Here is a 14,377-nt window from a genome sequence, read left to right on the forward strand (position 1 = left end):
AGAAATGGCGTTTAAGACGCCATTTCTTACTCAGAGGAATGATGTAATGGCATGGTCCCAATCAGATACGATAGAGCTGACATGTACTAATAAGTGGTTTGAAACACCAGATTCGGTATCGTTTGAACTTGCTTCAAAGTCCGGCGAGACTGAATTTCAATTCAAACCGGGTCAATTCTCATCGCTTGGCTTTGATATTAACGGCAGTAGGGCGTATCGAGCTTATTCAATTAGTTCAGTACCGGGGAGTAAAACGCTTAAATTCACAGTGAAGCGCGTCGCAGGCGGTTTGGTATCAAACCATATTGTTGAGCAGCTTGAAGTTGGTGCTCAGGTAGAAGCGTTAGCACCGCTTGGTCATTTCAATAATATTGACTGTCAGCCCAAAAACAAAGTCCTAATGATCAGCGCGGGATGTGGTATCACACCTGTCATGTCCATGGTCGATCAATGGCTTGTGGACGGTGCAGATGTCAATATCGAATTTCTCCATCTTGCGAAGAGCAAACAAGATGCAATTTACTTTGATAGGTTGGTTGAGCTTAACCAAACGGTCGATAACTTCGCACTAAAAATGTTGCTTGAAGACAATTCTGGCACAGACTTTCCGCAAGGTTTGATAAATCTTGAATGGCTAACGTCGTTAATTCCTGACTTTCATGAACGCACCGTTTATTTGTGTGGTCCAACGGGCTTTATGGAGGTAGTCAAATCTTCCCTAGAGCAAGCCAATTTTGATATGTCTGAGTTCCATCAAGAAAGTTTTACGCCGACTGATGTTACGGTAGACATGGAAGAGGGCGTTGTAAAAGTAGCGGTGCCTGACTTTGGCGTTGAGCTTGATGCTGATAAGGGAACCTTGTTAATTGATGCCTTAGAGAAGGGAGGCGTGCCGGTTATTGCAGCTTGCCGCAGTGGTATTTGTGGTTCATGCAAATGTAAGGTGAAAGTTGGCCAAGTAGACTCTACCAGCTATGAAACGTTGACTGAAGAAGAGAAAGCTAATGGATTTGTGCTGGCTTGTTCCAGTACCATTAAATCGGATGTAGAAGTGAGCTTGAACTGACGGATTGTTGATAATTTGCACTGTTTTGGGAGGGCGTATCGACTAGTTCGAGCGCCCTTTTTTTACGGGGTTTTATATCAATTCTAGGTGTGACTTTTTGAGCAAGACGAACAAGATTGTGCTTGCTTGATCAACTGCTGGAAGTGAACATCATCAAATGACTTTGAAGTGGGCTCAAAGTGAGATTGAGGACAAGGGTTGGTCACATAATGACTGGGACTCAATAAGGCATAGGCAGCGAGTATGGCGATAGCAAGAGCGAAAAGACGTTTCATGGTAAATCAATATGAAATAAGTGATGAGTTACCATAACGAATGGCTGTTAGAACGTCGTTTCTAAGAGTATTAATAATGATTAATACTATCCTCAGTGCTATTCCATCATATGCGGAAAGAAAATACGGGTTAGAATAACTACCACAGTGATAATCAGATACATCATATAGAGCGAATGCAGGCGGTTACTCGGATATCTGTGAACGTAAATCAGTCGAATATAGAAAATACAAACGGCTGCAATGAGCAGCAAGATAACCTCTATCAAGTTTCCCAAGCTCTGTGCACCTACGCCAAACACTGCCAGTACAGACCAAGCAGCGAAGACCATTAGAGGCAAAAACGCATCTCCCCAACTCAACGCCCCTTTGCGGTAGGCGTGAACACCCCCCGGAAAGGCGACTAAGTAGTACGCGCTTAGACAAAAGCAGAAAAAAACGACCAACACGGCTCCTCCAATTCATTGATAAATAAATTATTGCACAGGCGTATAGTTATATCTGTGGAGAAGTGTCATAGGTTTGTATGGAAGCAAGGGGAAGGAGTGCGAGAAACAAAAGCGGTGAGTACAATTCGCGTTGTATTTGCTCTATTGACTCACCAAGAACGGTTAGACTAATGCGCTCAGAGATTCTAGTGCAGATGCATGGCTTTCTGCGGCAGGTTCATCACCCATGTTTAGCGCTTCGGCATAAATGAATTCCACATCCGTCATACCAAGGAAGCCTAAAATCGTAGCAAGATAATCATTCATACTGTTGCGAGGTGTATCTTTGTGAATGCCACCACGAGTAGTCAATACCACCACTTCTTTCCCTTGGATAAGACCAACAGGTCCGGTGTCAGTGTAGGTGAACGTTACGCCAGCACGGGCGATAAGATCAAAATAGTTCTTAAGCTGGGTTGGAATCATGAAGTTGTACATCGGTGCCGCAATAATCACTTTGTCTGCGCTCTTGAGTTCCTCAATGAGGTGGTCTGAAAGTTTGACAACCTCCTGAAGTTCTGGCGTTAAGTCTTCGCCATTGCTGCGAAGAGCTGTTGCCACTTCCATGTTCAATACTGGTACTGGATTAGTGGCTAGGTCACGAATGATCACTTCGGATTTACCTTCAATAACTTGATCAATGATCTGATTTGATTGAGAGTAATCACCTAGAATGCTGGACTTTAGAACAAGAGTTTTCGACATATCGTTATCCTTTTATGGGGAAGTCACCTTCGCTTCCTAAACAATGCGTCCAGTTTAATCAGACGAAGCGTGTCTGAAAAGTCACTAAATTTGAGAGAGAAGTTCGAAATAACTGAACAAGAAATTAACCACAATTAAAGTGGATCTATTTATGCAGGACAATAAGGAATATTTGGATTTTTCATTACTTATTGGAGTTTAATTATGCCTAAATGGATAACATTGTTGATGGTGTTCGGGTTTATTGCCTTGGTTTTCTTGAGCATCATGGCTTATTTTTTCGGGATGCAACTCATTGTTTACACAGCATCTGAATGGAAAAACAGTTGGTTAGTTATTGCTGGTCAACTCGTTTGGTTCTTCTTCTGTTTGTCTTTGGCCATCGGCGTACTAGATAGGACTCTGAAAAAAACAAAGATGCACTTTACTCGCGCATCTTGAACCAAAATGGAGCTTGCTTTCTTTTTATTGATATAGAGCAGGGTAGTGCTTACGATTTTTCCATTGCTTTACCCTTCCTCGTTCGACTGAGCCAAACGCATTTTGATATAGTCCAAAAATAGTTTGGTTCTCGTATGCTCATAATCCAGTTTAGGGTAATAGGCGTAGACGGTAGAATCCAAAGCTTGGATCTCGGGCAGAACTCTAACTAAAGCGCCAGACTTGACGTCTTCTTTGATCATAACGTCGTTACTGATTAATACCCCCATCCCATTTTTAGCGGCATAAAACAATGCTTCTGGGTTAGTGGTCGCAAAGTTTCCTGACAGCATGACACGTTGTGTTTTGGATATCTTGTATTCTCGTTGTGGACGCTCACCCCAAATAAGGATGTTATGTTGCTTGAGCTCGTCAATAGATTGAGGAGCGCCAAACTCTCTGATGTAGGAAGGCGCAGCATAAAAGCCGATTCGCTGCTCAAATAATGAAGTTTGTCTCATACTAAGACTATTGAGTGTTTCGAGCTCGCGACTAATAAATACATCTAGGTTGGTATCTGGAAGCTGACCGGGAATTGTAGTGGTCAGCTGAATTCGAATGTCAGGATATTGCGTCAGAAAGTCGTTTAAATACTGAACCAGAAATTTGGAGCCGACGGCGATGGTTGCGCCTATTTTTAACAATCCTGCCGGTGTTTCATTGACCGAGCGAGTCTCGTCAATGATGGACTGAAACCTATCAAGAGAATCTTTTGAGCGTTGATAGAAAAGCGCACCTGCTTCTGTTTGGGTGACAGAGCGAGTGGTTCTTTTTAGAAGTTGGACACCGATACGTTCTTCAAGCCAGTGGACGCGTTTGCTGATGGCTGAACTAGTAGTATTAAGTCTTCTGGCTGCACCATTGAAACTGCCTTCTTCGACGACACGAATGTAAGTATTAATACACGATATCCAATCCATATGCGCTCCGAGATTGTTTCCTGTTAGGACGTATTCTGTTTCCTTTATAGTGTATTATCAATGATTCATACGCAATATAGAATGTGTGTATGAATAGAAAACACAATAAATCTTTTAATAAAACACCTATGTTGCTCGCGATGATGATCATCGCAACGGGTCAAGTAGGCGTGAGCATTTACTTACCTTCACTTCCACTTATTAGCGAAGCCCTATCGATTGGACATGCGGATGTTCAGATGCTCGTGACACTGTTTTTGGTTGGTTTTGGACTTTCTCAACTCTTTTATGGTCCTTTGTCCGATGCTATTGGCCGACGTCCCGTGTTTATCCTTGGTCAAGGAGTTTACCTAGTCGGAACACTGCTGTGTATTGCTTTAAATGAACACTTTACCGCGTTAGAAGTAGGTCGATTGCTTCAAGGACTCGGAGCCGGTAGTGCTTCCGTGTTGGGACGAAGTGTACTTCGTGATAGCTATGACGGAAAACAACTTACCAAGGCGCTGTCTTATATTTCGGTGACGGCTTCGGTTATGCCTATTATGGCCCCTGTCTTTGGTGGCTGGATTGCATTTCACTTAAGCTGGGAAGCAGTGTTTGTTTTCGTCTTGGTATATTTGGTCGCTATCTTCACGCTTGGCTGGTTCATCTTGCCGGAAACCTTGCCTTATAAGCCTCGTAAATTCAAAGTGACAGAAGTGATCCATGGCTATTCAAAGTTAATTGTTAACCCTCAAGTGATTGGCAGCGCAAGTTACAACTGGATCAGTTACCTAGGTGCAGTTGTCTCTTTAAGTTTATTCCCATTCTTAATGCAGCATCAGCTTGGTTTAACTGCGGCAGAATATGGAACGGTAATGATTATCCCATCAGCAGGTCTTATGATGGGAAGCGTATCGCTCAATATCCTCAATCGGTATTTTTCTAACAACTGGATTTTGTTCCTCGCCATTACCATTATGTCGTTATCGGGTTTGTGGTTGTTAATGACTGAGATGACGGTATTTAACCTTGTGTTCGCTTTTACTTGGCTCACTGTTGCTCAAGGGTTGTCGTTTCCGATTTCCATTGCTTTGTTACTTGGTCCTCATAAAGAAAACGCGGGTGCAGTGTCGGCGTTATCCGGCTCAATTCAAATGGTGATAGCTGGTGTATTTGGTGGGTATTTGGTTGAACGCTGGGTAACTAGCCAAATGACTCTGGGAAGTTTCTATATTGCATCTGCGTTGCTGATGGCAGCCGTTCTTCTAATGAGCCAAATCAGACGCTACGCTAGTGGAACGAAACAAATGGACACTATTGATAGTTAATTGAATTATATCCTAGGTTATTCATCTGACTTACTACCCAGAGTGTCCGCTTGTTAACGTAATCTGACATAGGTGTCGGCTTAATTCGATAAGGGTTGGGCAGCACTACTGCGAGTTGAGCTGCTTGGACTTTACTTAATCTGTTGGCACTGATACCAAAGTAATATTGACTGGCTGCTTCTACACCATAAATACCCGGGCCAAATTCGATAACGTTCAAATACACTTCCATAATGCGCTCTTTACCCCAAATGAGCTCGAGCAGTAATGCAATATAGAGTTCATAAGCTTTTCGAATGTAAGTTTGGCTTGGAAATAACAACACGTTTTTTGCGGTTTGTTGAGTAATGGTACTCGCGCCGCGAGACGGGCTACCACTCTCTGCCAAAACACTTATAAGGGCTCCAAAATCCACACCAATATGATTAGGGAAATTCTGATCTTCTGACGCAATTACTGCGAGCGGCATGTTAGGGTTTATCTGAGATAGAGGGACCCATGTGTGGTGGGTTTGTGTTGGATAACCTTCCGGTGGAAATAGGGTACGAGCTACTTTCCATCCCCAAATTGGCGGATTAAGAAACTTAAGGAATACGACTAACAGAATCGGAACGCCGACTAATATCAAAATTAGATTGATGAGCAGCTTCTTTATCATAGGATTCATTAAGTTATTACTCGACTCGATATGGCAACAGTGTAGATTCTATTTGCTTTAGGTGCAAAACATGCTGTGAAGGAATTGATCTATTGATGAGTGCGTTATAGGGTGAACTAATGATGAAAATTGTCGTCAAAATACAAAATCTTACTCGAGAAAGGAAAGAGTATGTTAGTTAGAATTAGGCCTTATCTACTGGCTGCGTTTATTACCATCATCCCCCAAGCCTATGCTTCAGAAGCACCTCAGAAAGATGGTCAAAGTGTCACAGAAGGAACTGAAGTGGTTAAAGAAAAAGACCAAGCAGTTTCTGCTAGCGATAATAGTAGTAAATATGAAGCTACGTTAAATAAATTCAAGCAAGCAGATGCAACGCACCCATTTTTCAAAGATGCGTATGGTTATGCAATATTTCCAACCGTTGGTAAGGGTGGTTTTGGAATTGGTGGGTCCTACGGTGAAGGGCAAGTGTATCGCCAAGGCGTTCACGTTGGTGATTCAACGTTAGCGCAGCTTAGCATTGGACTTCAATTAGGCGCACAGGCTTATAGCGAAATCGTTTTCTTCGAAAGCAAAGCAGACTACTACTCATTTACAAGCGGCAGTTTTGAATTTGGTGCTCAGGCATCTGCTGTTGCTTTAACGGTGGGCGCTAGTGCGCAAGCTGGTTCAACAGGTGTAGGGGCACAGGCTGGAGACAAGCAGACTAAAGCGAATTACATTAATGGCATGGCAGTATTTACCATGACTAAGGGCGGCTTAATGTATGAAGCTTCTATCGGTGGTCAAGGGTTTTCATTTGCGCCAAACAATAACTACGACGGTAAATAAGTCCATTATCCCTTTCAGCTTAACTACTGGTTGAAGGGGAACTTCAATTCGCAGTTAGGTTCTCCGCCCCTCTCAACATAGCTTCAATCAATTCACCTGCATTGAACTTAACTAGCGCTTCGTGGGCACCAACTTGATGAGCACGCTCCGTGCACATTTCGCTTGAAAGCGAGGTGTGTAAAATGCGGTAGGCGTGACTGAGTGTTTGGTCATTTTGAACTTCGAAAGCCAGTTCGTAACCATCAAGACCGGGCATTTCAATGTCACTGACTAATATATCGATAGCATCATTTTGCTTTGCTTTAACGCGCATAAACTCAAGGGCGCTATTGCCATCTCGGCAGATATCGAAAGGGATATTGATGTTGTTAAGCGCATCACCTAACTGTTTGCGCGCGATGGAAGAGTCGTCAACCAGCAGAATGTTCAGCGACTTGATTCTTTCGCGCTGGACGTCTGTCAACATTGGGATCTTGGTATCGGCGTACTGTGGATAGATTTTGGATAGTAATAGTTCTACGTCTAGTAGTTGAACTATATGATCTTCAAATCGAGTGACCCCAGTAACAAATACATTTCTACCTGCACTATCGGGGGCTGGCTCAATGGACTTCCAGTCGCACTCGATTATTTTATCAATATCTCGAACCATAAACGCTACAACGGTTCTCAGGCAATCGGTAACCACTAAGTAGGTGTTGGCGTGTTCCTCTGGTGCGATAGGTCTAAAACCAATTGCAGCTGCCATATCAATAACGGGGACGGTAAGGCCTCGAATGCTGACAGTGCCAACGACATGTTGATGAGAATAGGGAATTTGCGTAGTGGGTAAGAAAGGAACGATTTCTCGCACTTTTAGCGTGCCAATGGCAAAACGTTGCTTTTGCAAGTTGAGGGTAAACAGTAACATGCCCTGTGATTGGTTCGCTTTACTGATGCTAGTATTCATTTGAGTTCTTACTCTATAAGCCAATAGATTGATTTTATAAACTTTATTATCAAAAGTTAATGCGGCCGGGAAAGAAAAAAGTTTAGTCGCTTGAAAAGTAAACGTGATTTGTATCTCATTTTCTATTACACTCTGCGCATTCCATCATCCCATAGACGCTAAAAAGGGTAGACAACTAATGGCAAGAACTGCGGCAGCACTTCACATTTTAGTGAAACATAAAGAACAAGCTGAAGATATCATCAAACAGCTGAAAAAAGGCGCTAAGTTTCAGACTCTTGCTAAAAAGTACTCCACTTGCCCTTCTGGTAAAAAAGGCGGCGACTTAGGTGAATTTCGTAAGGGACAGATGGTGCCTCAATTTGACAAAGTTTGTTTTAGTGGTGAAACGCTTGTTCCCCATTTAGTGAAGACTAAGTTTGGTTGGCATGTCGTCAAGGTCTTGTACCGCACTTAGTTCGCAACACCGCTATTCGCTAATAATTAACAGGAAACGTTCCGGCCATGAGCATGAAACAAGAACTACAAAAACTGAATAACCGCCTCGATAAGTGTAATCATAAATTGGCTGGTGCCAAATCGCGTGGCGACAACGAGCTGATCTCTCGCTTTACCGATGAAATCGACAAACTGACAAAGAAGATTGCTCAGCTTAAGCACAAGCAGAGCTACGATATGAACAAAGAGCGCAAAAGCTTGCTTGATATGCCGTTTTCTCGTGAGATCACCAAAGCAGAACAGGCGGATATGGGTAAACTGAAAAAGTCGGTAAAAGGCTTGGTCGTAGTGCATCCAATGACGAAGATTGGTAAAGAGCTAAAACTGAAAGTGATGACAGGTTTTGCTCCAAAAAAATTCTAAGTCTCGATCTAGAATTAACTAACACTAATGGAAAGCGCATCTTTTGATGCGCTTTTTTTGGTTTCTATTCAATGAACTTAATCGATTAAGAAGTTGGTCACACAAAAACTCGAATATCGAAAATTAACTTATTCTATAATTGGTTAAGTACAGGCTTAATCGATTAAGGTGAGGTAATGCAAGGAATCACGACAAGCCAGAGGGCACTCAAGCAGGTAATGGACTCCATCACCTTACCTAAATTGACTAAAAAAGATGAGAAAGATCTTTATGGAAGATTAGAGCAGCACTTTCCGGCCTTATTTGAGCACTATTACGCTTTGTATGGCAGTCGTTATGATTTCTTCCTTTATCTACAGAAACTGGTAGAAATGCTCTGCGCAGGATTCGCATCGCGTTCTCGTAAGCTAAAAAACAAAGATGCGATTCGACTTAAAACACCTAATTGGTTTCGAGATGAAAACGTTCTAGGCATGGCAGTTTATGTTGATTTGTTTGCGGGTGATTTTAGAAAGCTGAAAGAGAAGATCCCGTATTTTGAGCAACTTGGCATTAATTATGTTCACTTAATGCCTTTGTATTTAGCTCCAGAAGGGAATAGCGACGGTGGTTATGCTGTGTCGGATTACCGTAAAGTGGACCCCAAGCTAGGTACAGAGAAGGATCTGAAGTCCTTAGCCAATGCCTTTAACGAAGCTGGAATTGCCCTAGTTTTAGACTTTGTCTTTAACCACACCTCAGATGAACATGTATGGGCAAAGCGTGCTCGTTCTGGTGACGAGCAATATCAAGAGTTTTACTATTTTTTTGACGACAAACGGGACGTTGATGAATACAACGCTACGTGTCGAGAGATATTCCCTTCAGTTAGGCGCGGCAGTTTTACGTGGTTGGAAGACGTAGAAAAATGGGTATGGACGACCTTTAATAGCTTTCAATGGGATTTAAACTACAGTAACCCAGCAGTATTTAACGCAATCACTGATGAAATGCTATTTTTGGCCAACTTAGGTTGTGATGGCTTACGTCTCGATGCATTAGCGTTTATCTGGAAGGAGAAGGGGACTCAATGTGAAAGTTTGCCAAAAGCGCATACTTTGATTCAAGCATTCAACCTCTGCTTACAGATCACAGCTCCATCAGTTTTATTTAAGAGTGAAGCCATCGTTCATCCGGATGAGGTCGCTCAATACATAGATAAAGATGAATGCCAATTATCCTATAACCCATTGATGATGGCTTTGATGTGGGAAAGCTTGGCAACCAGAGAAACCAAGTTACTCACAGCGTCTTTAAAGAAAAGTTTTGCTATCTCGCCGGATTGCAGTTGGGTGAACTATATACGTTGTCATGACGACATTGGCTGGACTTTCGATGATGCTGTAGCAGATCAGCTGGGTATCAAGGGGCATGACCATCGTCAGTTTCTCAATCAGTTCTATACAGGTAAGTTTGAAGGGGCGTTTGCCAATGGTATCCCATTCCAAGAAAATCCAGAGACTGGGGATTGTCGAGTGTGTGGATCTTTAGCATCGCTATGTGGTTTGGAAGCAGCGATGCAATCTGGACATCAGCAAGATATTGAGTTTGCTGTGAAACGAGTCAGATTGCTAAATAGTGTCAATTTGAGCATTGGCGGTGTACCGTTGATTTATCAAGGTGATGAACTCGGGATGTTCAATGACTATCAATACGTTAACGATCCACACAAAGTTGATGATACTCGTTGGGTTAATCGTCCAGCTATTTCGGAAAAAGACATTGCGATTGCTCAAGACCAATGTGATCCGCGAGGTCGCATTCATCAACAGCTAATAGATATGATTCAGCTTCGTCAATCTCTGCCAGTGTTAGGTGTGGCGGAAACGGAAATTCTAGAGACGTATCGGCCTCATCTTTTTGCTTATGTCAGAAAGGCAGCTAATGGTGACCGACTATTGGCTATATGTAACTTCAGTGAACATCGGCAAACCATTCCAACATCCATATGTGATATTTTGGGTTCAAGAGAGGTGCAAGACGTGCTTAACCAAGAGCGAAAGCCCTATCACCAAAACATCATTTTTGATGCGTATGATATTAAGTGGTTGAAAGTAGTAGAAAACTAACTCGTACTATGCTCATTAATCAAAATGACTACAAGCTGTGAGCAAGCTCACAGCTTCATAGGTGGCTTATACACACGCTATCATTTCGTTACAAATACCGACTCCAGCTTCTAATAATACGGACAAGAGAACTAATCCGATTTTTATATTATACTTTTCAGTAAGTTATATGTAATTTCTGTTGAGGGAGTGTGTCGGCTTTCCCCAAGATTCCGTTGCCTATTTTAGCTACGCCCAACCTCTCAACCAATAGAAAGTGCCTTGAGGATGAGTTGCTAACTGGTATGAACCTTATAATTTTGTTCATTAGTAGTGAACCCGGTTAGGGGTTGGACCAATGACAAAGACAACGAATAACCAAAGCAATGTGATTTTACATGCGTTTGATTGGCCTTATGCGCTGGTGGCTCAGCGAGCAAAAGAAATAAAGGAGCTTGGGTATCAGACCGTATTAGTTTCACCTCCAATGAAGTCATTTCGCAGTAGTAAAGAAGTGAAGTGGTGGCAACTATATCAACCTCAGGATTATCGAGTTATTGATAACAAGCTAGGAAATACGGAAGACTTCAAAGCAATGATGTTGGCATTGAATGACATGGGCGTATGGGTCTATATCGATGTGGTTTTCAACCATATGGCCAACGAATCGGCGGCTAGACTGGACTTGCAGTATCCAAGCAATAGTGACATGCAAAGTTATACCGAGCATCGTGCCTATTTCGAACAGCAAAAGCTATTTGGCGATTTGGATGAAGCACTGTTTGATGAGCATGATTTTGTTGAGGCGTTTGGGATAGAAAATTGGAAAGACCGTTGGGAAGTGCAAAATGGTCGACTAACAGGCGGCCCGCAAGATCCTGGTTTACCTACTCTGCGAACCAGTTCTCATGTTATCAAGCAGCAACAAGCTTATCTCTTAGCGATGAAAAATCTCGGAGTTCGTGGTTTTCGTATAGATGCTGCTAAACACTTGACCATCGAGCATATAAAGCAGGTATTTACTAAGGAGATAACTCAAGACATGCACGTCTTTGGTGAGATAATTACCGATGGCGGAGCGACGGAAGAAGAGTATGAACTTTTCTTGCAACCTTATTTGAAAGAAACTCGCTTAGCAGCTTATGATTTCCCTTTGTTCAAAACGGTGTACGAGGCTCTAGAATCTAAAAGCGGAAGTTTGACGGCATTAATTGACCCATACTGTTTCGGGCAAGCGCTTACTAACGAGCGCTCAATAACCTTTGCCGTGACACACGACATTCCTAACAATGAAGTATTTAGCAACCTTGTAATGAGTGAAACCAACGAATGGCTTGCGACGGTATACATCTTAACTCGTGATGGAGGGGTACCTCTTATCTATTCTGATCTCGACCCTAGTGGTATCAAAAATACCAACGAGGAGCCGAGATGGGTCGAAGGTTGGAGGGACCAGAAGTTGTCTCATGTGATACGCTTTTGCCACGCAGTTCATGGTGAACCGTTTGAGTTGCTGGAAGCGAATGACGATCTTTTAGCATTTAAGCGAGGTAGGAAGGGGATTGTACTAATCAATAAATCGACGCGCCCGAAATCAATCAACGTCGACCTTAATGGACTGTATAACTCAGTTCTAACCCGACAATCGGTTGATGGAATAACAGGAAATATCCACGTAGCGGCTGGATCGGCGGAGTTATTGATATGCGGTGAATAAAACAAAGCCCTCTGTGCAGAGGGCTTTGATGTGGCTGTTTTATTTGGTGTATCGAGTCAGCAATTCGATGGCGTATTGCATTCTCTCTTGATCAATTTCTTGTTTCGGCAGCAATCTATTTCTGCCATCTTTCACTTCGTAAAGACCATTACCTTTTAGTGAGAAGATCTTATCTTCGGAGACCACGGCATAATCACCATAGTCTGCGATAATTGTGTATGGTCGATCAACAAACTGACCATAAAGATCTTCGCCCACAGTGTAATCTTCAAGATCATTGGTGACACCTAGGTAGTTCTTCATTAGCGTTGGAACAAGGTCGAAATGCGTAGTCAGTTTGCCCTTTGGCCACTGATTTGCCGCTTTGTCTACTCCGGAACCTAACATGATGAACGGTACTTTAACCTGAGCTTCAGTGAAGTTACCGTTGTGTCCCCAGAAGTTCTGGCCATTGTCGTTTAGCTCTTCACCGTGATCACCTGTAACGATAATTAGTGTGTCGTCATAAGTACCAGCCTGCTTAAGTTTCTCAACCACGTCTTTGATTTTACTATCTACAAAGTGTGTGCTAGTTCGGTAACGGTTAAAGATTGGCTCTGGGTCGGAGTCGTTACTGCGAACAAACGGATTGTTTGGTCCCGACATTGGCTCAAATTTTGGCTCATAATCGTCAGGGAAAATGAAACCATGCGGCGCATCAAAGAACAGGAATGAGAAAGTTGGTTTATTACTGTTAACGTCATACCACTTCATCCAATCGTCGACCAGCTCGATGTCACGATCTGCCGCCGTGCCTTTACTCTTGCCCCTAATTCGCAAATTTGGAATATGAGCAAATATGGTTCTGTTGAATTCTGGCGATTCAATGTGTGCCGAAGTAAACACCCCGATCTCATAGTTGAGCTCTTGCAGTCGGTCCATCAGCACCGTTGGTCGTTGGTTGGCAAGCATCGGATGCCAATAAGGACCAGGCAAACCGTAAAACAGTCCAAACGTACCCATACGCGTCGCATTACCAGAAGAGTAGTGCTTGTCGAATGAAAGTCCCTCTTGAGACATACCATAGACAGTAGGCATATATTTCGGAGTAACAGTATCTGGACGCCAAGAATCAATCAGAATTAGCATGATGTTCTTTGGTTTTTCAGGTCTATCACCAGTGATTGAATGAAGAGGATAATTTAGTCCCCCTTGCATCTTAGGGGCTTTCGCTTGTTTCTTTTCGAGCTCTTCTCTATCAATGTAACCGTGCTTCATCAAGAACGAGTTAGCGATGGTTGGATAGAAGAGTGGTAAGTATTGGTTAACAAAAGAAACAGGTTGGTATGCAGTAGCAGCTGCCCAAATATGAATGCCATGGCTTGCTAATGTGGTTACAAAAAATAGAGGAAGAAACAGCTTACGAAGTTTCTTTGTGATGCTGAATTGGCCAACTTCCATTTTGCCTAACGCCCACCATTGGAAGCAAAACAAAGCGGCAATTCCGACAACAAGCATTGCCCATGCAGATAGTGGGAATTCCACTATCTGCCCCGACATGACCAATGACAGTACTGGGTAGTTCAAATGGAATCGATAAAATCCAAATACCATGGTGTCTACAAACAAAAATACTAAGGCAATGGTAGCAATAAGCGCTAACAACGGGCGTTTAGCTTTCAATGGCAGGAAGCATAAAACGAGACCAACCAGCCAAAACACAAGAGCGAGTAGGCTCATGTGACTGAACAAGCTTGTTACAGCAAATGAGAATTGAACCCCATCAAAAGGGACCTCAGGAAAGTACAGGAAGTAGCGAGCGCCTATAAGGGTTGCCAACAGCGCATTAAGAATCCAAAACTCATAGTAAGGACTTAGCTTAGTTTTTAAGTAAGTAAACATGTTCAATAAACCAATATGATAGATGGCATTTAAAATCGTGATAACGCTATATCGTGCGTTGTCAAAGAAGCGCGTATTGTATGCGAGTGAAAACAAATTTGAAATAAAAACGATACAAGGCTTGCACATTGTTACAAAGCCCCATG

At 42.7% G+C, this 14,377-nt stretch carries 14 protein-coding genes; 8 read left to right on the forward strand and 6 right to left on the reverse strand.

Annotated features, from left to right (window positions below):
• Positions 1-46 precede the first annotated feature (46 nt).
• Positions 47-1,066, forward strand: a complete 1,020-nt coding sequence (locus JKJ11_RS16915; protein WP_252039594.1) for an FAD-binding oxidoreductase — start codon at positions 47-49, stop codon at positions 1,064-1,066.
• A 373-nt stretch (positions 1,067-1,439) separates the two neighbouring features.
• Here JKJ11_RS16915 and JKJ11_RS16920 read toward each other — a convergent pair whose 3' ends face one another.
• Together JKJ11_RS16920 and JKJ11_RS16925 are read right to left on the reverse strand one after the other, a co-directional pair.
• On the reverse strand, positions 1,440-1,790 hold the full coding sequence (locus JKJ11_RS16920; protein ID WP_038221539.1) for a hypothetical protein: 351 nt from the start codon (positions 1,788-1,790) through the stop codon (positions 1,440-1,442).
• A gap of 162 nt (positions 1,791-1,952) precedes the next feature.
• Complete coding sequence (locus JKJ11_RS16925) at positions 1,953-2,534, reverse strand: FMN-dependent NADH-azoreductase (RefSeq protein WP_252039595.1); 582 nt, start codon at positions 2,532-2,534, stop codon at positions 1,953-1,955.
• Between the two features lie 204 nt (positions 2,535-2,738).
• Here JKJ11_RS16925 and JKJ11_RS16930 point away from each other — a divergent pair, with 204 nt between their 5' ends.
• Complete coding sequence (locus JKJ11_RS16930; RefSeq protein WP_006069103.1) at positions 2,739-2,975, forward strand: HD domain-containing protein; 237 nt, start codon at positions 2,739-2,741, stop codon at positions 2,973-2,975.
• 68 nt (positions 2,976-3,043) lie between these two features.
• On the opposite strand, the gene JKJ11_RS16935 is transcribed toward JKJ11_RS16930, so the two are convergent.
• Entirely contained in the window at positions 3,044-3,934 is an 891-nt protein-coding gene (locus tag JKJ11_RS16935) for a LysR family transcriptional regulator (RefSeq protein ID WP_006069102.1), read from the reverse strand.
• Positions 3,935-4,023: 89 nt separating this feature from the next.
• Between JKJ11_RS16935 and JKJ11_RS16940 the strand changes: the two genes are divergently transcribed.
• On the forward strand, positions 4,024-5,244 hold the full coding sequence (locus JKJ11_RS16940; protein WP_252039596.1) for a multidrug effflux MFS transporter: 1,221 nt from the start codon (positions 4,024-4,026) through the stop codon (positions 5,242-5,244).
• Here JKJ11_RS16940 and mtgA read toward each other — a convergent pair.
• Positions 5,231-5,911 (reverse strand): monofunctional biosynthetic peptidoglycan transglycosylase, encoded by a 681-nt coding sequence (gene mtgA / locus JKJ11_RS16945; RefSeq protein WP_006069100.1) that lies wholly within the window; start codon positions 5,909-5,911, stop codon positions 5,231-5,233. The two genes, JKJ11_RS16940 and mtgA, sit on opposite strands and share 14 nt — an antisense overlap.
• 162 nt (positions 5,912-6,073) lie before the next feature.
• Here mtgA and JKJ11_RS16950 point away from each other — a divergent pair, with 162 nt between their 5' ends.
• Entirely contained in the window at positions 6,074-6,736 is a 663-nt protein-coding gene (locus JKJ11_RS16950) for a lipid-binding SYLF domain-containing protein (protein WP_252039597.1), read from the forward strand.
• Between the two features lie 43 nt (positions 6,737-6,779).
• Here JKJ11_RS16950 and JKJ11_RS16955 read toward each other — a convergent pair whose 3' ends face one another.
• Complete coding sequence (locus JKJ11_RS16955; RefSeq protein WP_252039598.1) at positions 6,780-7,685, reverse strand: chemotaxis protein; 906 nt, start codon at positions 7,683-7,685, stop codon at positions 6,780-6,782.
• A gap of 178 nt (positions 7,686-7,863) precedes the next feature.
• Between JKJ11_RS16955 and ppiC the strand changes: the two genes are divergently transcribed.
• From ppiC to JKJ11_RS16975, 4 genes are all read left to right on the forward strand, one after another.
• Positions 7,864-8,142, forward strand: coding sequence for a peptidylprolyl isomerase PpiC (ppiC, locus tag JKJ11_RS16960; RefSeq protein WP_004737764.1), 279 nt, complete (start codon positions 7,864-7,866; stop codon positions 8,140-8,142).
• Between the two features lie 47 nt (positions 8,143-8,189).
• Positions 8,190-8,546 carry a YibL family ribosome-associated protein gene (locus JKJ11_RS16965; RefSeq protein ID WP_006069097.1) on the forward strand — a complete coding sequence of 119 codons (357 nt, stop codon included), beginning with the start codon at positions 8,190-8,192 and terminating at the stop codon, positions 8,544-8,546.
• Positions 8,547-8,722: 176 nt separating this feature from the next.
• Positions 8,723-10,654: an alpha-amylase family protein gene (locus JKJ11_RS16970; RefSeq protein WP_252039599.1), complete on the forward strand. Its 1,932-nt coding sequence runs from the start codon at positions 8,723-8,725 to the stop codon at positions 10,652-10,654.
• A gap of 337 nt (positions 10,655-10,991) precedes the next feature.
• Positions 10,992-12,350, forward strand: a complete 1,359-nt coding sequence (locus JKJ11_RS16975; RefSeq protein ID WP_252039600.1) for an alpha-amylase family protein — start codon at positions 10,992-10,994, stop codon at positions 12,348-12,350.
• A gap of 39 nt (positions 12,351-12,389) precedes the next feature.
• Here JKJ11_RS16975 and JKJ11_RS16980 read toward each other — a convergent pair whose 3' ends face one another.
• Positions 12,390-14,231 carry a DUF3413 domain-containing protein gene (locus JKJ11_RS16980; RefSeq protein WP_252039601.1) on the reverse strand — a complete coding sequence of 614 codons (1,842 nt, stop codon included), beginning with the start codon at positions 14,229-14,231 and terminating at the stop codon, positions 12,390-12,392.
• Positions 14,232-14,377 lie beyond the last annotated feature (146 nt).

This window comes from Vibrio sp. SCSIO 43133 (genome assembly GCF_023716845.1).
GTDB classification, from domain to species: domain Bacteria; phylum Pseudomonadota; class Gammaproteobacteria; order Enterobacterales; family Vibrionaceae; genus Vibrio; species Vibrio mediterranei.